At 73.7% G+C, this 17,936-nt stretch carries 16 protein-coding genes and 1 tRNA gene; 12 read left to right on the forward strand and 5 right to left on the reverse strand.

The window, feature by feature from the left end:
• Window positions 1-12 precede the first annotated feature (12 nt).
• The 3 genes from ACFRAV_RS05190 (at window position 13) to ACFRAV_RS05200 (ending at window position 5,301) form a co-directional block, all read left to right on the forward strand.
• Entirely contained in the window at window positions 13-2,901 is a 2,889-nt protein-coding gene (locus tag ACFRAV_RS05190) for a UPF0182 family protein (RefSeq protein ID WP_382551766.1), read from the forward strand.
• Between the two features lie 271 nt (window positions 2,902-3,172).
• Window positions 3,173-5,083 carry a tetratricopeptide repeat protein gene (locus ACFRAV_RS05195; protein WP_382551768.1) on the forward strand — a complete coding sequence of 637 codons (1,911 nt, stop codon included), beginning with the start codon at window positions 3,173-3,175 and terminating at the stop codon, window positions 5,081-5,083.
• A 144-nt stretch (window positions 5,084-5,227) separates the two neighbouring features.
• Window positions 5,228-5,301: transfer RNA gene (locus ACFRAV_RS05200), tRNA-Met, on the forward strand.
• 95 nt (window positions 5,302-5,396) lie between these two features.
• Here ACFRAV_RS05200 and ACFRAV_RS05205 read toward each other — a convergent pair.
• The 3 genes from ACFRAV_RS05205 to hisN all read right to left on the reverse strand — a co-directional run bounded on the left by ACFRAV_RS05205 (window position 5,397) and on the right by hisN (window position 7,319).
• A complete protein-coding gene (locus ACFRAV_RS05205; RefSeq protein ID WP_351117650.1) occupies window positions 5,397-5,810 on the reverse strand; it encodes a Fur family transcriptional regulator in 414 nt (137 codons plus the stop codon).
• 50 nt (window positions 5,811-5,860) lie between these two features.
• Complete coding sequence (locus ACFRAV_RS05210) at window positions 5,861-6,274, reverse strand: cyclic nucleotide-binding/CBS domain-containing protein (RefSeq protein WP_382551770.1); 414 nt, start codon at window positions 6,272-6,274, stop codon at window positions 5,861-5,863.
• A gap of 244 nt (window positions 6,275-6,518) precedes the next feature.
• Entirely contained in the window at window positions 6,519-7,319 is an 801-nt protein-coding gene (gene hisN / locus ACFRAV_RS05215; protein WP_351117648.1) for a histidinol-phosphatase, read from the reverse strand.
• A gap of 205 nt (window positions 7,320-7,524) precedes the next feature.
• Between hisN and ACFRAV_RS05220 the strand changes: the two genes are divergently transcribed.
• Entirely contained in the window at window positions 7,525-8,115 is a 591-nt protein-coding gene (locus tag ACFRAV_RS05220) for a TetR/AcrR family transcriptional regulator (protein ID WP_351117647.1), read from the forward strand.
• A gap of 138 nt (window positions 8,116-8,253) precedes the next feature.
• Here the strand turns inward: ACFRAV_RS05220 and ACFRAV_RS05225 are convergent, their stop codons facing one another.
• Window positions 8,254-8,871: an alpha/beta family hydrolase gene (locus tag ACFRAV_RS05225; RefSeq protein ID WP_382551862.1), complete on the reverse strand. Its 618-nt coding sequence runs from the start codon at window positions 8,869-8,871 to the stop codon at window positions 8,254-8,256.
• Window positions 8,872-9,067: 196 nt separating this feature from the next.
• Entirely contained in the window at window positions 9,068-9,943 is an 876-nt protein-coding gene (locus ACFRAV_RS05230) for an SOS response-associated peptidase (RefSeq protein ID WP_382551772.1), read from the reverse strand.
• Window positions 9,944-10,052: 109 nt separating this feature from the next.
• On the opposite strand from ACFRAV_RS05230, the gene ACFRAV_RS05235 reads away from it, so the two are divergent.
• The 8 genes from ACFRAV_RS05235 to ACFRAV_RS05270 all read left to right on the forward strand — a co-directional run bounded on the left by ACFRAV_RS05235 (window position 10,053) and on the right by ACFRAV_RS05270 (window position 17,900).
• Window positions 10,053-10,739 carry a M50 family metallopeptidase gene (locus tag ACFRAV_RS05235; RefSeq protein ID WP_382551774.1) on the forward strand — a complete coding sequence of 229 codons (687 nt, stop codon included), beginning with the start codon at window positions 10,053-10,055 and terminating at the stop codon, window positions 10,737-10,739.
• A 124-nt stretch (window positions 10,740-10,863) separates the two neighbouring features.
• The gene (gene aroA, locus ACFRAV_RS05240) at window positions 10,864-12,225 is read left to right on the forward strand and encodes a 3-phosphoshikimate 1-carboxyvinyltransferase (RefSeq protein WP_382551775.1); all 1,362 of its coding nucleotides are present in this window, start codon (window positions 10,864-10,866) and stop codon (window positions 12,223-12,225) included.
• Between the two features lie 8 nt (window positions 12,226-12,233).
• A complete protein-coding gene (gene rsgA / locus ACFRAV_RS05245) occupies window positions 12,234-13,244 on the forward strand; it encodes a ribosome small subunit-dependent GTPase A (protein ID WP_382551776.1) in 1,011 nt (336 codons plus the stop codon).
• Between the two features lie 94 nt (window positions 13,245-13,338).
• Window positions 13,339-13,662 (forward strand): multidrug efflux SMR transporter, encoded by a 324-nt coding sequence (locus tag ACFRAV_RS05250; protein ID WP_351117642.1) that lies wholly within the window; start codon window positions 13,339-13,341, stop codon window positions 13,660-13,662.
• Window positions 13,663-13,897: 235 nt separating this feature from the next.
• Window positions 13,898-14,575 carry a sigma-70 family RNA polymerase sigma factor gene (locus ACFRAV_RS05255; protein ID WP_170145091.1) on the forward strand — a complete coding sequence of 226 codons (678 nt, stop codon included), beginning with the start codon at window positions 13,898-13,900 and terminating at the stop codon, window positions 14,573-14,575.
• Complete coding sequence (gene rsrA / locus ACFRAV_RS05260; RefSeq protein ID WP_382551777.1) at window positions 14,572-14,907, forward strand: mycothiol system anti-sigma-R factor; 336 nt, start codon at window positions 14,572-14,574, stop codon at window positions 14,905-14,907. The genes ACFRAV_RS05255 and rsrA overlap by 4 nt, the downstream gene beginning before the upstream one ends.
• Window positions 14,908-15,051: 144 nt before the next feature.
• Entirely contained in the window at window positions 15,052-16,575 is a 1,524-nt protein-coding gene (locus tag ACFRAV_RS05265) for an HD-GYP domain-containing protein (protein WP_382551778.1), read from the forward strand.
• Entirely contained in the window at window positions 16,572-17,900 is a 1,329-nt protein-coding gene (locus tag ACFRAV_RS05270; RefSeq protein ID WP_382551780.1) for an HD-GYP domain-containing protein, read from the forward strand. Before ACFRAV_RS05265 ends, ACFRAV_RS05270 begins: the two co-directional genes overlap by 4 nt.
• Window positions 17,901-17,936: the final 36 nt, after the last annotated feature.

Here is a 17,936-nt window from a genome sequence, read left to right on the forward strand (position 1 = left end):
CACTGACTTGAGGTGCGCACCTTGGCTTTCCAGATGCCGGACCGCGGCGGAGGCCCGACAGGACCGCGGATCAGAGTGGGCCGCCCGTCCCGGCGGTCCCGGACCCTGCTCATGACGCTGGGCGTCCTTGCCGTCCTCGGCATGGCGTTCACCATGTTCTCCGGGTTCTGGACCGACTGGCTCTGGTACCGCTCGGTGGACTACTCGTCGGTCTTCACGACCACGCTCTCCACGAAGATCGGGCTCTTCTTCGTCTTCGGCCTGCTGATGGCCGCCGCCGTGGGCTTCAACATCTGGCTGGCGCACCGGCTGCGTCCGCCGCTGAGCGCCATGTCGGTCGAGCAGCAGAACCTCGACCGGTACCGGATGGGCATCGCCCCGTACAAGAAGTGGATCCTGCTGGCGATCACGGCCCTGGTGGGCCTGGTCGCGGGCGCCTCGGCCGGCAGCCAGTGGCGCACCTGGCTCACCTGGGTCAACGGCGTCGACTTCGGCAGGAAGGACCCCCAGTTCCAGCTGGACGTCTCCTTCTACGCCTTCGACCTGCCCTGGTACCGCTTCCTGCTGGGCTTCGGCTTCGCGGCCGTGATCCTCTCGCTGATCGCCGCCGCCGTCACCCACTACCTGTACGGCGGTCTGCGGCTGAGCTCCCCGGGCGCCAAGGCCACCGGCGCGGCCACCGGGCACCTGTCGGTGCTGCTCGGCCTGTTCGTGGCCCTGAAGGCCGTCGCCTACTGGCTCGACCGGTACGGCCTGGCCGTGAAGTCCAGCGACTTCAAGGCGACGGACAACTGGACGGGTCTGCGGTACGTCGACGCCAACGCCTACCTGCCCGCCAAGACGATCCTGTTCTGCATCGCGGTCATCTGTGCCGTGCTCTTCTTCGCCACCCTGTGGCGGCGGACCTGGCAGCTGCCGGTCATCGGCTTCGGCCTGATGGTCCTGTCGGCGCTGCTGATCGGCGGCCTCTACCCGGCCATCGTGCAGAAGTTCCAGGTCCAGCCGAACGAGCAGGCCAAGGAGGCGCCGTACGTCGCGAAGAACATCGACGCGACGCGCTACGCCTACGACATCGGCGACACGGAGGTCTCCCCGTTCTCCGGCCGCGGCGCCGCCCCGGACAAGAAGCCGGAGCTGCGGGGCCAGGCCGACCAGGCCGCCAGCATCCGCCTGCTCGACCCGAACATCGTCTCGCCGACCTTCCAGCAGCGGCAGCAGATCCGCAGCTACTACGGCTTCCCGGAGAACCTGGACGTCGACCGCTACACGGTCGAGGGCCAGACCCAGGACACCGTGATCGGTCTGCGTGAGCTCGACCTGAACGGCGTGCCGAAGCGGAACTGGATCAACGACCACTTCCGCTACACCCACGGCTACGGCGTGGTGGCCGCCAAGGGCACCGAGGCCGACAACGAGGGCCTGCCTGTCTTCACGGAGTACGACCTGCCCTCGCAGGGCCAGCTGGGCACGTACCAGCAGGCCGTGTACTACGGCGAGAAGACGACGCAGTACTCGATCGTCGGCGGTCCGCAGGAGGAGATCGACTACTCCAAGGACGGCCAGGAGGTCGGCACCCGCTACCAGGGGAAGAGCGGCGTCAGTCTGTCGAACCCGCTGAACCGGGCCGCGTACGCGGTGGCGTTCAGCGAGCCGCAGATCCTCTACTCGGGCGCCATCGGCGAGGGTTCGAAGATCCTCTACAACCGCACGCCCAAGGAGCGGGTCGAGGCGGTCGCCCCGTGGCTGACCATCGACGGCGACCCGTACCCGGCGGTCATCGGCGGGAAGATCCAGTGGATCGTGGACGCCTACACCACGTCCAACGGCTACCCGTACGCCTCGCGCACCACGCTGGGCGACACCACCTCCGACTCGCTGACCACCGACCAGCGCGCGGTCATCGCGCAGCAGGACCGGGTCAACTACATCCGCAACTCCGTGAAGGCGACGGTCGACGCCTACACGGGCGAGGTCAAGCTGTACGAGTGGGACACCAAGGACCCGGTCCTGAAGACCTGGATGAAGGCCTTCCCGGACACGGTGGAGCCGCGCTCGGCCATCTCCGACCAGCTGATGGCGCACCTGCGCTACCCGCAGGACCTCTTCAAGGTGCAGCGTGAGCTGCTGACCCGCTACCACGTCGAGGACGCCGAGACGTTCCTCAGCGGCAGCGAGGTGTGGCAGGTGCCGGACGACCCGACCAACAAGGTCGGCGAGGCGGTGCCGCCGTACTACCTCTCCATGAAGATGCCCGGCCAGTCGGAGCAGGCATTCTCGCTGACCACGACGTTCACGCCCAACGGCCGCGACAACCTGAGCGCCTTCATGGCGGTCAACGCCGAGGCGGGAGCGGAGGACTACGGGAAGATCCGGGTCCTCAAGCTGCCGACCAGCACCACGGTCCAGGGCCCCAAGCAGGTCCAGTCGGCGTTCAACTCCGAACAGGACATCGCCGAGACCATCCGGCTGCTGAGCGGTGGTGACTCGCAGGTCGAGTACGGCAACCTGCTGACCGTTCCGCTCGACGAGGGGCTGCTCTACGTCGAGCCGGTCTACGTCCGCGGTGGCGGCCTCAAGTACCCGCTGCTGCGCAAGGTGCTGGTGAGCTACAACGGCCAGACCGCCTTCGAGGACACCCTGGCCCAGGCGCTGGACAAGGTGTTCGGCGCCGGAGGCGAGGCCCAGCCGCCGGAGGAGGAGACCCCGCCCGGTGAGGAGACTCCGCCGGTCAAGGGCGACGCCACGCTCGACGAGGCCCTGAAGGACGTGCAGAAGGCCTTCGACGCGGGCCAGGAGGCCTTCAAGAAGGGCGACTGGGAGGCGTACGGCCGGGCACAGGAAGATCTTGAGGAGGCGCTGAAGCGCGCCGAGGAGGCCCGGGCCCCCTCGGCCGGCGACTGACCGGACAGGTCGGAAGCTGATCTCAGCGCCACTACCGGATCTTCGGGTGCGGTGCAAGGCCCGGGTCCCTCGTTCGGGGGAACCGGGCCTTGTCCGTGCCGGACTGCCGTGCAGGTCAGGAGGGGGCGACGACCCTTGCGGGGACGGGGCTGTGGGGGTGTCCGTGTTTCACTTGTCTCTCTGTGGGCATGTCGACAAAACGCTGAAGTGACCTCCAAGGCTGCGGTATACCAGGTGTACCCGGGGTTCGGGTGGTGCGACGATGAACGTTATGGGGGACAAGGGAACTCTGTTGGACACAGGGCGATTTGCGCCGTCCGTCGATCCGGACGGGCTTGCCGGGACCGATGAGGCCGCCGGCGTCGAGGGAGCCGGCCTGGCCGCCGGTCTCGTCGGCGACCCGGCGGACGAGGCCGGGCAGCGCATCGCCGCCGAGGCCGGGGACGTCGAGGCGATGAGCGTCCTCGGCGCCATGCTGCTGCGCCGCGGCGACCTGGACGGGGCCGAGGGTCCGCTGCGCGCCGCCACCGCCGCGGGGGACCGCGCCGCCGCCAACAACCTGGGTGTCCTCCTCCATCAGCGCGGTTACGCCGAGGAGGCGGCCGGCTGGTGGCGCATCGCCGCCGTGGCCGGCTCCGCCGCCGCCGCGCACGCCCTCGGCCGCCACCTGCGCGAGCGCGGGGACGAGCCGGGCGCCGAGTACTGGCTGCGCCAGGCCGCCGAACAGGGTCACGTCCTGGGCGCCTTCGCGCTCGCCGACCTGCTGGAGCACCGCGGCGCGGGCGACGAGGCCGAGACCTGGATGCGCGCCGCCGCCGACCGCGGCCACCGCGAGGCCTCCTACCGTCTCGCCGTGGCCCTCGAGCGCCGCGCCGCCGACGGCTCCCCGGCCGCGACCGCCGGTGACCGGGCCGCCGCCCGGTCCACGGGCGTGACGGCCGTCGACGACGCCGCGGGGGCGTCGGCCGGCGTCGTCCCGCGGGAGGCCGAGCAGTGGTACCGCCAGGCCGCCGCGCGCGGCCACCACCAGGCGGCGCTGCGCCTGGGCGAGATCCTGGAGCGCCGCGGCGACCTCAAGGAGGCCGGCCGCTGGTACCTGACCTCCGCCAAGGGCGGGGAGACCCGTGCCGCCTGCGCGCTCGGCCACCTGTTGCGCGACGCCGGGGACACCGAGAACGCCGCCTCCTGGTGGCTCAAGGCCGCCCGCGACGGCGACGGCGCCGCCGCCAACGCCCTGGGAGCGCTGCACGCCGAGCGCGGGGAGAAGCAGACCGCCGCCCGCTGGTACCGCGCCGCCCTCGACGCCGGCGACGTCAACGGCGCCTACAACCTGGGCCTGCTCTGCGCCGAGCAGGGCCGCACGGCCCAGGCCGAGCAGTGGTACCGCCGCGCCGCCTACGCCGGGCACCGGGAGGCCGCGAACGCGCTGGCCGTCCTGCTGCTGGGCAACGGCGACGCCACCGGCGCCGAGCCGTGGTTCTCCAAGGCGGCCGAGGCGGGCAGCGTCGAGGCCGCCTGCAACCTGGGCATCCTGCACAGCAACCGGGGCGAGGAGAAGGAGGCGCTGCGCTGGTACGAGCGGGCCGCCTCCGCGGGGCACCCGGACGCCGCCCTCCAGGTCGGCGTGGCGCTGCTGCGCGACGGCGAGGAGCAGGAGGCCGAGCGGTACCTGCGCTGCGCGGCCGGCGCGGGCAGCGCCGAGGCCGCCTACCGGCTGGCGATGGTCCTGGACCGCCGCCGTCCGCCCGCGCACGCCCACGAGCTGGGCCAGTGCGCGCACCGGAAGACGGAGTGCGAGGAGTGGTACGAGCGGGCCGCCGGCCAGGGGCACCGCAAGGCGCAGGTCAGAGCCGGGATGCTGGCCGCCGCGCGCGGCGACATGGCGGAGGCGGCCCGCTGGTACCGGGAGGCCGCCCAGGCCGGCTCGGAGAGCGGCGCGTTCAACCTCGGCCTGCTGCTGGCCCGGGAGGGCAGCGAGGCCGAGGCCGTGCTGTGGTGGAAGCGGGCCGCCGCCGCGGGCCACGGCGGCGCGGCGCTGCGCCTGGCGCTGGCCTACGCGCGGCGGGGCGAGCTGTCGGAGGGGCAGCGCTGGGCCGAGCGGGCGACGGCGCTGGGCCCCGACAAGGTCCGCGAGCGGGCCGCCCGACTGGGCGCCGTCCTGCGCGAGGAACTCTCCGCCTGAGCCGGTCCGCCGCGCGAGGAACTTTTCGCGTGAGCCGGTCCGCCGTCGAGGCCGCGTCACGGTCCCTGAGCTGCGGTGTTCGAGCCCGGGCGCCTGATCCGATTTGCCTGTCGCCCACGCGTCGCGTAGTGTTCAACGAGTCGACGCGGGGTGGAGCAGCTCGGTAGCTCGCTGGGCTCATAACCCAGAGGTCGCAGGTTCAAATCCTGTCCCCGCTACTGAAACCCGAAGGGGTCGGACCGGTTCTCCGGTCCGACCCCTTCGGCATTGTCGCGTTCGCGTGCCGGCCGCCCGGCACGCGCTGCGGGTGAGGTCAGGCGGAGCACTCGGGGCACAGGCCCCGGTAGGTCACCTCGACGTCGGAGACGGTGAAGCCGAACCGCTCGTCGGCCGGCAGGTCCGCCAGCGGGTCGCCCGTGGGGTGGACGTCCTTGATGGCGCCGCAGCGCGCGCACACCAGGTGGTGGTGCGGCCGGTGGGCGTTCGGGTCGTACCGCTTGGCGCGCTTGTCCGTGGTGACCTCGACGACCTCGCCGAGGGAGACCATCTCGCCGAGCGTGTTGTACACGGTCGCCCGGGAGATCTCCGGGAGCTTCGCGGCCGCGCGGGCGTGGACCTCGTCGGCCGTCAGATGGACGTGCTCGCCTTCGAGAACCTCGGCCACCACACGCCGCTGTGCGGTCATGCGCCAGCCGCGTCCGCGCAGGCGCTCCAACAGGTCGCTCATGCCTGCCAGCCTAACAGCGACCCGGGAGCTTGTCCGGATTTGGATCCGTTCTAAGGTTCACCCGGGCGCCCCGTCCGTCTCGCCGGGATCTCGCCCCGGGAGAGGCAACGCAGCACGTCACGGACCGACACGATGCCCGCCGGCTCTCCGTGCTCCATGACCACCAGATGACGGAAGCCGCCGTGCGCCATCGCCCGGACGGCGTCATGGATGGTCCACGAGGGGTCCGCGAGGACGGCGTCCGCGGTGAGGTGGGCGTGGGCGCGCTCGACGTCCGGGTCCTGGCCCAGGCCGAGCGAGTTGAGTATGTCCCGCTCGGTCAGGATGCCCGGGTGGGCCGCCTCCGGGTCCAGCACCAGGGCGGCCCCGACGCGGCGGGCGGACATCAGGACGGCGGCCTGGCGGAGCGTGTGGGCAGGGCCGACGGTGAGCAGGGTGGTGGACATGGCTTCGCGGACGAGCATCTGCCTCGGTCACCTCCTCCTGCGAAACGCCTGGTCAGCGGCGCTTCACAAAAGCACAAACGGGGGTGCTCCCAGAGTCGCAGGCAATGCGCAGGTCAACAAGAGGCAAACCGCAGGGCGCACGGGGCACTGCGGGGCGGTCCGGAGGGCGTGCGGAACCGCCGCGCGGGCGGGCGCGACGGGCGCGGCCGGACCGCCGGCGGGCGGCGGACGCCGCAGGACTCGAACCGCCGGCCCGCGGGACTCAGTACCGCTGGTTGAGGTACCCCAGGAGCTCGTCGTGGAGCAGCCCGTTGGAGGCGGCCGCGTTGCCGCTGTGCGGACCGGGACGGCCGTCGAGGCCGGTGTAGGAGCCGCCCGCCTCGGTGACGATCACGGCGGGGGCCGCCATGTCCCACAGCGAGAGCTCCGGCTCCGCGCAGATGTCCACCGCGCCCTCGGCGACCATCATGTAGGGCCAGAAGTCGCCGTACGCGCGGGTCCGCCACACCTCGCGGGTCAGGTCCAGGAAGCCGTCGAGGCGACTCTGTGCCTCCCAGCCGGAGAGTGAGGAGTACGCGAACGAGGCGTCCTCCATCCGCGACACCTGGGACACGTGGATCCGGGAGGCCGAGGTCAGGCTGCGGCCGGTGAACGCGCCGTGGCCCTTCGCCGCCCACCAGCGACGGCCCAGCGCGGGCGCCGAGACCACGCCGACGACCGGCTGGAAGCCGCCCTCACCGGCCTCCATCAGTGCGATCAGGGTGGCCCAGACCGGGACGCCGCGCACGTAGTTCTTGGTGCCGTCGATCGGGTCGATCACCCAGCGGCGGGGGCCGGTGCCCTCGACGCCGTACTCCTCGCCGAGGATCGCGTCCCGTGGCCGGGCGCGCTGGAGCTGACTGCGGATCAGCTCCTCGGCGGCCTTGTCGGCCTCGCTCACCGGCGTCATGTCCGGCTTGGTCTCGACCTTCAGGTCGAGCGCCTTGAAACGGGCCGTCGTCGCGGCGTCGGCGGTGTCCGCCAGGACGTGGGCGAAACGCAGGTCATCGAGGTAGTCGGCCATGGCGGAACCGTATCGGCCGGGCGCGCGGACGGGCCACACGGGGCGGAGAGCGGTTGACGGGGCAGGAGGGAGGCGAGGGTCCGGAGGCCTTGACAGTGCCTCAGGGCCCGTCAAGTCTGAGGGCGCGGGCCCTCGGGCCTCGCCGCCGGGCGAGCCCCGGCCCACCGCCCGGCGAGCACGGGGAGCACGGGGAGGCGACGCGACGATGCGCACGGCACGCGAGACGCTGCTGGAGGCCGCCGGGAGAGCGCTGGAGCGGGAGTCCTGGGCGACGGTACGCATGGTCGACGTGGCCGCCGAGGCGGGAGTGTCGCGGCAGACCCTCTACAACGAGTTCGGCAGCAAGGAAGGGCTGGGCCGCGCGCTGGTGCGGCGGGAGGCCGACGCGTACCTGGCGGGGGTCGACCGGGCGCTGGCCTCGCACGCCGACCCCCGGGAGCGGCTCGCGGCCCTCGCCGAGTGGACCGCGCGGGCGGGGCGCGGCGGGGCGCTGGCCCGGGCGGTGCTCACCGGGTGCTGGACCGAGCGGCTGCCGTCGCCCGTGCTCACCGCGGTGCCGTCCTCGGCGAGCGCGCCGGCGCAGCGGCGGGCGGACGGCGCGCTGCCGTCTCCGGGGGAGCTGGTGGCGTCCGCGCGGGAGCGGGCGGTGGCGGCGCTGGGGTCGCCGCCGGGGGCGGGGAGGGTGTGCGAGTTCGCCCTCCGCCTGGGCCTGTCCTGTCTCCTCGCCCCACCGCCTCCCGGCACCTCCGCCGCCGACCTGGTCCGCACCACCCTCCCCCGCCGCGACCCGGCATGAGCCCACGCCGCCACCGACCGGACGTCACGCCGCTCACCGGTCCGGTCCGGACGTCACGCCGCTCACCGGTCCGGTCCGGACGTCACGCCGCTCACCGGTCCGGTCCGGCCCGGGCGTCACGCCGCCACCGACCGGACGTCACGCCAAGGTGGCGGTCCAGGCGGTCACCGCGTCGGTGACGAGGCGGAGGGCGTCGTCCTGGGTCAGGGGGGCGCGCCTGGGGACGGCGAAGCCGTGGTCGGCGTGCGGGACCACCGCGGCGGGGCGCAGGCCGGCGGGGAACTCCTCGGGACGCCCGAACGGGTCGGCGCCGCCCTGGACGACCAGCAGCGGCACCGTCACCCCCGCCAGCTCCTCGGCCCGGGACCGCTCGGGCCGCCCCGGCGGGTGCAGCGGGAAGCTCAGCGCCAGCACCGCGGCCGCGCCCAGTTCCCCGGCGGTCCGGCAGGCCACCCGGGCTCCCGCGCTGCGGCCGCCGGACACCACCGGAAGCCCCTCGCGCACCAGGGCCGGCCACACCCCGCGCCACCCGGTGTCCAGCGTCCGGGGCGCCGGGGCCACCTTCTTCCCCGCCACCCGCCACGGCTGCTCGACCAGCGCCACGCTCACTCCGTGCCCGGGCAGCGTCTCCGCCAGCGCCCGCAGGTCCCGCGCCTCGATGCCGCCCCCGGCGCCGTGGCTCACGGCCAGGACCAGCCGGGCGTCCGCCGCCCGCCGCCAGGTGATCCGGGCCTGCCCGGCCTCGGTGTCCACCAGCTCGGTCCCGAGGCCGGCGTCGGTGCCGGGCTCGGTCGCCGCGTCGGTGTCGGGTTCGGTCTCGGGGTCGCGCACGGTTCCTGCCTCGGGACGCTCGGAAAGATCACGGCGACCGCGGCCACCAAGGCGACCGCGGCCACCAGGGCGACCGCGGCGACCGGGGTGATCGGGGCGACCGGGGTGATCGGGGCTCACGTCAGAAGAGTGTGCCCTCCTCCGGCCCCGCCAGCTCCTTCAGCAGCTCCGGCCCGTTGTTGCGGACGTTGCTGACCGCCGTGGACACCGGGTAGGCGCGCATCAGGCCGGCCGGCGGCGGGGTGAGCAGGCCGCGCAGCTCGTCCGGGTCGTCTCGGCGCGGGTCGAGCCAGGCGTCCCAGCGGTCCGCCGTGAGCATCAGCGGCATCCGCGGGTGGATCTCCGCCAGGGTCCGCGGCCCCTCGGCCGGGGCGACGGCCAGTGGTGAGGTCTCCGCCTCGGTGGTGATGACCGAGCAGGTCGCCCACCAGGCCAGCGGATGGTCGTCCGGCAGGGTGCGGTCGCGCCAGAACTCGTAGAGCCCCGCCATGGCGAAGACGGAGCCGTCGGCCGGCGTGACGAAGTACGGCTGCTTGCGCGGACGCTTCCGCCGCCCCTCGACCTCCAGGTCCCGCTCCTCCTTGCCGGTGACCCACTCGTAGTAGCCGTCGGCGGGCAGCACGCACCGGCGGGTGGCGAAGGCCCGGCGGTAGGAGGGCTTCTCGTGCACCGTCTCGGCCCGCGCGTTGATCATGCGGGCCGCGCCGTCGGGGGACTTGGCCCAGCTGGGCACCAGACCCCACTTCAGGCGGCGCAGCTGCCGCACCGGCCGGGGATCGCCGGACCCCTTGACCGGGCGGTCCAGGACGGCGAACACCTCCTTGGTCGGGGCGACGTTGTAGTCGGGGGAGCCGGGTTCGTGCCCGGGGGTGGAGGACTCCTCGGGATCGTCGCCCGGCGTGCCCGGGCCGGGTCGCAGCGAGGGGAGTCCGGCCTCGACGCCGAAGATGTCCGCGAGGTCCTCCGGAGCCCGCGAGGATGCATACCGTCCGCACATACGTGCCACACTGCCAGGCCGGGCGCCGCCCGGGCCACCGGCTTCCGGAAGACGCCGCACGGACCGCGTGCCCCCACCGCACGCCCATCCCGCGAAGGAGACCCCAGCGATGGACCAGGTGCTCGGCCGCCAGCCCGACCCCGACCTGTGGGTGGTGGTCGCCACCGCCGCGGCCGCCCTGGCCGTGGTGCTGCCGAACGCCGTCTGGCGGGTGGCGCGCAACGCCGTCACCATCGCGCACGAGGGCGGCCACGCCCTGGTGGCCCTGCTCACCGGCCGCACGCTCACCGGGATACGGCTGCACTCCGACACCAGCGGCCTCACCGTCAGCCGGGGCAAGCCCCGCGGGCTCGGCATGGTGCTCACCGCGCTGGCCGGCTACACCGCCCCGCCGCTGCTGGGCCTGGGCGGCGCGGCGCTGCTCTCGGAGGGCCGGATCACGCTCCTGCTGTGGCTGGCCACCGCGCTGCTGCTGGTCATGCTGGTGATGATCCGCAACGTGTACGGCGTGCTCACGGTGCTGCTCACCGGCGCCCTGTTCCTGCTGGTGTCCTGGCAGGCGGGCCCCCAGGTGCAGGCCGCGTTCGCCTACGCGGTGGTGTGGTTCCTGCTGCTGGGCGGCGTCCGGCCGGCCTTCGAGCTCCAGCGGGAGCGGCGCCGCAACCCCACCGGCGCGTCCGACGCCGACCAGCTGGCCTCCCTCACCGGCACCCCGCCCGCGCTGTGGCTCTTCCTCTTCCACGTCGTGTCGCTCTGCTCCCTGACGGGCGGAGCGCGCTGGCTGCTCGGCCTCTGAGCGTCCGCGTCTCGCACTGTGGGCCTCCGGCGTGCGGAAAGCCGCTACCACGGACCTGTTTCGACGATATTTCCGCGCTTTTGATCAGGAATCTCCTGTGCGGCCAGCCACTAGAGTGGGCTGTATGACCGTTCACTCCGCGCAGCAGACCGATCTCTGGCCCGCCCCCACCGCGAGCGGGCCCGTCGACGCGACGGTCCACGTGCCGGGATCGAAATCGGTCACCAACCGCGCGCTGGTGCTGGCCGCCCTGGCCTCCGAGCCGGGCTGGATCCGCCGCCCGCTGCGCTCCCGCGACACCCTGCTGATGGCCGAAGCGCTGCGCGCGCTCGGCGTCGGCATCGAGGAGACCATCTCCTCCAACTCCGCCGCCACGCCGGCCGCCACCCCCGGCGGCGACAAGGCCGGCGAGGCATGGCGGGTCATCCCCGCCCCGCTGGCCGGCCCGGCCTCGCTCGACGTCGGCAACGCCGGCACGGTCATGCGCTTCCTTCCGCCGGTGGCCGCCCTCGCCAACGGCCCCGTCCGCTTCGACGGCGACCCCCGCTCCCACGAGCGCCCGCTGCACGGCGTGATCGACGCGCTGCGCGCCCTCGGCGCCCGCATCGACGACGACGGCCGCGGCGCCCTGCCGCTGACCGTGCACGGCGGCGGCGCCCTGGACGGCGGGCCGGTCGAGGTGGACGCCTCCTCGTCCTCCCAGTTCGTCTCCGCCCTGCTGCTCTCCGGCGCCCGCTTCAACCAGGGCGTCGAGGTCCGGCACACTGGCGCCACGCTGCCGTCGCTGCCGCACATCCGGATGACGGTGGACATGCTGCGCGCCGCCGGCGCCCAGGTGGACACCCCCGAGTCCGGCGGCGAGGCGAACGTCTGGCGGGTGACGCCCGGCGCCCTGCTCGGCCGCGACCTGACCGTCGAGCCGGACCTGTCCAACGCCCAGCCGTTCCTCGCCGCCGCCCTGGTGACCGGCGGCCGGGTGATCGTGCCGGACTGGCCGGAGCGCACCACCCAGCCCGGCGACCGGCTGCGCGAGATCTTCACCCGGATGGGTGGATCCTGCGAACTGAAGGAGTACGGCCTGGAGTTCACCGGCTCCGGCCGGATCCACGGCATCGACGTGGACCTCTCCGAGGTCGGCGAGCTGACCCCCGGCATCGCCGCTGTCGCCGCCCTGGCCGACTCGCCGTCCACCCTGCGCGGCGTCGCCCACCTGCGCCTGCACGAGACGGACCGGCTGGCCGCGCTCACCAAGGAGATCAACGGGCTCGGCGGCGACGTCACCGAGACCGCCGACGGCCTGCACATCCGGCCGCGCGCGCTGCGCGGCGGCGTCTTCCACACCTACGACGACCACCGGATGGCCACCGCCGGCGCGATCCTCGGCCTGGCCGTCGAGGGGGTGGAGATCGAGAACGTGGCGACCACCGCCAAGACCCTGCCCGACTTCACACACCTGTGGACGGGGATGCTCGAGGACCGGCGGTAAGGCACGTCATGCGTCGCTACGGCAAGCACACCGACGAGGACGACATCCGCAGCCGCCCCAACCGCAAGGGGAACCGGCCGAGGACGCACATCCGCCCCAAGCACGAGGACGCCGCCGAGGGCTTCGTCCTCACCGTCGACCGCGGCCGCCTGACCTGCCTGGTCGAGGACACGGTCGTGACGGCCATGAAGGCCCGCGAGCTGGGCCGCAAGGCCGCCGTGGTCGGCGACCGGGTGGCCCTGGTCGGCGACCTGTCCGGCGCGAAGGACACCCTGGCGCGGATCGTCCGCATCGAGGAGCGCGCCTCGGTGCTCCGGCGTACCGCGGACGACGACGACCCCTACGAGCGGGTGGTGGTCGCCAACGCAGACCAGCTGGCCATCGTCACCGCCCTCGCCGACCCCGAGCCGCGGCCGCGGCTGATCGACCGCTGCCTGGTCGCCGCCTTCGACGGCGGGCTGACGCCGCTGCTGGTGCTCACCAAGTCCGACCTGGCCTCCCCCGACAAGATGCTCGAGCTCTACGGGGCGCTGGACATCCCGTACGTGGTCACCAGCCGCGAGGAGCTGGAGACCGGCGGGGCCGCGGACCGGGTCCGCGAACACCTGGCCGGCAAGGTCACGGCCTTCGTCGGGCACTCCGGCGTCGGCAAGACCACGCTGGTCAACGCCCTGGTGCCGGAGGGGCGCCGGCGGATCACCGGCCACGTGAACGCGGTGACCGGGCGCGGCCGGCACACCACCACCTCCGCGCTGGCGCTGCCGCTGGAGAGGGCCGCGGGCTGGGTCGTCGACACGCCCGGCGTCCGGTCGTTCGGCCTCGCGCACGTCGATCCCTCCCGCGTCATCAACGCCTTCCCCGACCTGGAGGCCGGGACCGCGGACTGCCCGCGGGCCTGCAGCCACGACGAGCCCGACTGCGCCCTCGACCGGTGGGTGGCCGACGGCCACGCCGACCCGGCGCGGCTCTACTCGCTGCGCCGACTGCTCTCGACGCGCGAGCGGCGCGAAGGGGACTGACCGGGGATTCCGGGCATAATCACGTCCACCGGCCACCCCGCGGCGCGGGAGCGGTCGGAGCGGTCACGGACGTGATTGATGCGGAGGACACCCCATGGCGTGGCTGCTGGTCGTGATCGCCGGACTGCTCGAGACCGGGTTCGCGGTCTGCCTCAAGCTCTCGAACGGGTTCACCCGGCTCTACCCGACGATGGCCTTCTGCGCGTTCGCGCTGGGCAGCTTCGGCCTGCTGACCCTCTCGCTCAAGCGGCTGGACGTGGGACCCGCGTACGCCGTGTGGACCGGCATCGGTGCGGCCGGCACGGCGATCTACGGCATGGTCTTCATGGGGGACGTGGTGTCCGTGCTGAAGATCGTCTCGATCAGCCTGGTCATCATCGGCGTCATCGGCCTCCAGCTCTCGGGTTCGGCCCACTGACTCCGAGGCGGCGGGAATGCCACGGGGGAGTGTGAGGTTGAAGGGGGAGAACAACACGTTCTGACCAGTCGTCCCGGGAGGAATCCGCCGCATGGGATCCGTCGCGTGCCCCAGTCGTCGCGCCACCGACCTCGAATGGTCGGTGCTTCCCTCGACCCGCACCGGCGCAGCCCGGCGGGCGGCCGGGGGGGAACGTCGTCTATTCTCCGATTCGAGTGGTACGACGTTGGAGGAGGTGGGTCCGGTCACCGGGACCGACGCGGAGCAGCCCGCGAGCGCCGAGGGCGCCGAGGGCAGGCGGACGACCGAGACGACCGAGGAGCGCAGCGCCCGGTTCGAGCGGGACGCGCTGGAGTTCCTCGACCAGATGTACTCGGCCGCGCTGCGCATGACGCGCAACCCGGCCGACGCCGAGGACCTGGTGCAGGAGACCTACGCCAAGGCGTACGCGTCCTTCCACCAGTTCCGTGAGGGCACCAACCTCAAGGCCTGGCTGTACCGGATCCTCACCAACACGTTCATCAACTCCTACCGCAAGAAGCAGCGGGAGCCCCAGCGCAGCGCCGCCGAGGACATCGAGGACTGGCAGCTGGCGCGCGCCGAGTCGCACATGTCGACCGGTCTGCGTTCCGCCGAGTCCCAGGCGCTGGACCACCTGCCGGACTCCGACGTGAAGTCGGCCCTGCAGGCGATCCCCGAGGAGTTCCGCATCGCCGTCTACCTGGCGGATGTCGAGGGGTTTGCCTACAAGGAGATCGCGGACATCATGGGGACACCCATCGGTACGGTGATGTCCCGGCTGCACCGGGGCCGTCGCCAGCTGCGCGGCATGCTCGAGGACTACGCCCGCGACCGCGGGCTCGTCCCCGCCGGCGCCGGAGAGTCGAACGAAGCGAAAGGCTCGGGCTCATGAGCTGTGGAGAGCCGCACGAGACGGACTGCGCGGAGATCCTCGACCATCTCTACGAGTTCCTCGACCGTGAGATGCCGGACTCGGCCTGCACGAAGTTCGAGGAGCACTTCGAGGAGTGCTCGCCCTGCCTGGAGAAGTACGGCCTGGAGCAGGCCGTGAAGAAGCTGGTCAAGCGGTGCTGCGGTCATGACGACGTCCCCTCCGACCTGCGCGCGAAGGTGATGGGCCGCATCGAGCTGATCCGCTCGGGCGAGGTGACGCACGGCTCCGCGATGCCGGATGTCGACCAGAAGGGCGCGACGGTGACCCCCGCGTCATCCGGCGACTCCTGACCGTTCACCCGTACGTGCTAATCCGCGGGTCATAGGCCCGCGGATTCACCTATCAGGCCCCCCGCACCCCTTTCGGCCGCTCTACGCTCCGGTGCAGAACGGGCACGAACCGGACCGCCCCGGTCCGGCCGGGGAGGGGACGCCATGGGGTCTGTTCCGGCGGCATCGGTGCCGGCCGGCGCGCGTGTCTACGCGGCTGCCGCCGTACTGGCCGCCGGCGCCTGCCTGGTGTCGCTCCCGCAACTGCGGACGCCGTGGTGGGCGGTGACGCTGCTGGCCGTGGTCTACGCCGGCTGCGGGCAGGCGGGGCGCAGGGCCGGCATCGACGCCTTCTACCCGGTGCTCCTCGCCGCCGCCTTCCTGCTCCCGCCGCCCGCCGCGGCCCTGGTCGCGGTGCCGGGCTCCCTGCTCTCCCCGGTCGCCGACCCGCCCAGACTGCTGAGGCGCCTGTGGCGCGCCGCCGTGCTCTGCCTGTCCGTCCACGCCACCGCCTGGACGTACTGGGTGCTCGGCGGACGCGACGCCGTGGTCGCCTCCCACCTCCCGCGCGCCCTGGCCGCCGCCGCCCTCGCCGTACCGGTCTTCTGCCTGTGCGCGGCGCTGCTGGACGGCGGGATGAAGGCGCTGGCCGACCGGTTCCCGGCCCGCGACCCCTGGTGGCGGCAGTTCGTCCGCTCGCTGCCGCCGATGGCGGTGCACGGACTGGCCGGCGTGCTGATGGCAGTCCTGTGGCGCTCGCCGGACGGCCCCGCCGCCGCCCTGCTGGTGCTGCTGCCGATGTACGTCACCTGGTGGGTGTTCGCCCACTCCGACCAGGAGCGCACCGCCCACCGCTCCACCGTGCGGGCCCTGGTGCGGGCGGTCGACCTCAAGGACAACTACACCCGGGGGCACAGCGAGCGGGTCGGCCAGGCCTCGGTGATGATCGCCCGCGAGCTCGGCATGGCCGACGAACGCGTCGAGGTCATCCGCTTCGCCGGCATCCTGCACGACGTCGGCAAGATCGGCGTTCCCACCCGGCTGCTGCGCAAGGACGGCCCGCTCACACCGCAGGAACGCCGGGCGATCGAGCTGCACCCCGAGTACGGCCACGAGATGACACGCGGCATCGGCTTCCTGGAGGAGGCGCGGGCGGCCATCCTCCACCACCACGAACGGCTCGACGGCAGCGGCTACCCCTACGGGCTGGCGGGCGGTCAGATCCCCGAATGCGCCCGGGTGGTCGCGGTCGCCGACGCATTCGACGCGATGACCTCCACCCGCTCCTACCGCCGCGCCCGGCCGGTGCCGACGGCCCTGGCGGAACTCGCCCGGTGCGCCGGCACCCAGTTCGACCCGCGGATGGTCACCGCCCTCACCCGCGCGCTCGACCGCCACGGCTGGAACCCCGTCGTCACCTCCGACGACCCGGCACCGGCTCCCGCTGCCCGGGAGCCGGTGCCCGCCCCCGACCCCGCGCCGCGGGAGCCGGTGCCCGGCCGAGCCCGCAAGGCGACGGCGCCCGCCCCGGCGCACCCCGCCGCATCGACGGACCCCACCGCACCCGCCGACCCCACACCACCGGCCGAACCCGCCGCACCCGCCGCACCCGCCGCGCGGGCCCAGGCCGGCGTCGCCGGGCGGGGCGCCGGACCGACCGCCCCGCGCGGTGAGGGCGGTCGCCCGTGAAGCAGCCGCGCACCCTCCTCCCGCGCCCCGGGGCCGCGCCGCGCGCCGCGGTCCACCTCGCCGCCGCGCTGCTCGCCGCGGTCTCCCTCGCCGAGGCGCTCTGGCACGGTGTCGCCGGCCGCGAGAGCGCCTGTGTCTTCGTCCTCTTCATCGCCTTCGGCGAGATGCTGCGGCTGCCCGAGTGCCTGCCCGAGGAACGCGATCCCGCCCCGGTCGGGGCCGCGGCGGCGCTGGCCTACGCCCTGCTGGCCCCGCCCTCCGTCACCCAGGCGGTCGCCGTGGTCGCCGTCGCCACCCTCGCGGGGAGGATCGGGCACATCGCCCGGCCCCGGCCCGGCGGACGGCCCACCGCCGACCACCTGGCCCGCCGGGTGCTCACGGTCGGGTTCATCGCCGTCTGCTGCCGCCCGCTCACCGTGCCCGCGCCGGAGGCCCCCGGCCCCGGGCCGTGGCACGTCCTGACGGTGATCGTCGTGCTGCTGCTCGCCGCCCTCGCCGACTCGGTGACCGGCGCGGTCCTCAACCGCTCCCGCACCGGCCGGGCGTTCGGCCCGCTGCTGCGCGAGGAACTGCGCGGGACCACCCGGATGAGTTCGGTCACCGGCTCCTCGGGCATCGTGATCGCCCTCGCCGTGGACGCCGCCGGGCTGTTCGCGCTGCCGGTCTTCTGCGTCCCGCTGCTGCTGGCCCAGCTGGCCTTCCGCCGGTACGCCGCCGTCCGGGCGACCTACCGGCAGACCATCGCCTCCCTGGCCCGCGCCACCGAGGTGGCCGGCTACACCCCCCATGGCCACGCGCACCGGGTCGCCTCGCTGAGCCTGGCCGTCGGCCGGGACATGGGGCTGACCGGCAGCGACCTCACCGTGCTGGAGTACGCGGCGCTGATGCACGACATCGGCCAGCTCGCCCTCGTCGACCCCGTCCCCGACGGTGCCACCACCCGGCTGTCGGCGGCCGAGCAGCGGCGCACGGCCCTCCTCGGCGGCGCCGTCGTCCGCCAGACGGGCGTGGACCCCCGGGTGGCCGCGGTCGTCGAGTCGCAGGCCGAGCCCTGGACCCGACAGCCGCGGGCGGCGCGCATCGTGCGGGCCGCCAACGCCTACGACGAGATGGCCCAGCGCGCCGGAGGCCCGGGGGCGTGCCTGCGCGCCCTGGAGGACCTGCGGCTGGGCACGGCGGGGACCTACGCCCCCGACGTGGTGGAGTCGCTGGCCAAGGTGGTGCTGCGGGACCCGGCGGGTGCGAAGGCGCCGGGTGCGGGCGGTGCGACGGAGCGCGGGGCAATCCGGTCTGAGCCCGCCCCCGGCTGGGTAACCCATGGGTAATGAGCGACCGTCCGACCGTCCGTGGTTGGATGCGGG

This window comes from Streptomyces sp. NPDC056600, assembly GCF_042792855.1.
In the GTDB taxonomy this organism is placed as follows: Bacteria; Actinomycetota; Actinomycetes; order Streptomycetales; family Streptomycetaceae; genus Streptomyces.

What these genes read in the sequence shown, in the direction of transcription:
- ACFRAV_RS05195 (WP_382551768.1), top strand. Translation starts at nt 3,173, where the DNA reads ATGGGGGACAAGGGAACTCTGTTGGACACAGGGCGATTTGCGCCGTCC.
- ACFRAV_RS05205 (WP_351117650.1), bottom strand. Translation starts at nt 5,810, where the DNA reads ATGAGCGACCTGTTGGAGCGCCTGCGCGGACGCGGCTGGCGCATGACC.
- ACFRAV_RS05210 (WP_382551770.1), bottom strand. Translation starts at nt 6,274, where the DNA reads ATGCTCGTCCGCGAAGCCATGTCCACCACCCTGCTCACCGTCGGCCCT.
- hisN (WP_351117648.1), bottom strand. Translation starts at nt 7,319, where the DNA reads ATGGCCGACTACCTCGATGACCTGCGTTTCGCCCACGTCCTGGCGGAC.
- ACFRAV_RS05220 (WP_351117647.1), top strand. Translation starts at nt 7,525, where the DNA reads ATGCGCACGGCACGCGAGACGCTGCTGGAGGCCGCCGGGAGAGCGCTG.
- ACFRAV_RS05230 (WP_382551772.1), bottom strand. Translation starts at nt 9,943, where the DNA reads ATGTGCGGACGGTATGCATCCTCGCGGGCTCCGGAGGACCTCGCGGAC.
- ACFRAV_RS05235 (WP_382551774.1), top strand. Translation starts at nt 10,053, where the DNA reads ATGGACCAGGTGCTCGGCCGCCAGCCCGACCCCGACCTGTGGGTGGTG.
- aroA (WP_382551775.1), top strand. Translation starts at nt 10,864, where the DNA reads ATGACCGTTCACTCCGCGCAGCAGACCGATCTCTGGCCCGCCCCCACC.
- rsgA (WP_382551776.1), top strand. Translation starts at nt 12,234, where the DNA reads ATGCGTCGCTACGGCAAGCACACCGACGAGGACGACATCCGCAGCCGC.
- ACFRAV_RS05250 (WP_351117642.1), top strand. Translation starts at nt 13,339, where the DNA reads ATGGCGTGGCTGCTGGTCGTGATCGCCGGACTGCTCGAGACCGGGTTC.
- rsrA (WP_382551777.1), top strand. Translation starts at nt 14,572, where the DNA reads ATGAGCTGTGGAGAGCCGCACGAGACGGACTGCGCGGAGATCCTCGAC.
- ACFRAV_RS05265 (WP_382551778.1), top strand. Translation starts at nt 15,052, where the DNA reads ATGGGGTCTGTTCCGGCGGCATCGGTGCCGGCCGGCGCGCGTGTCTAC.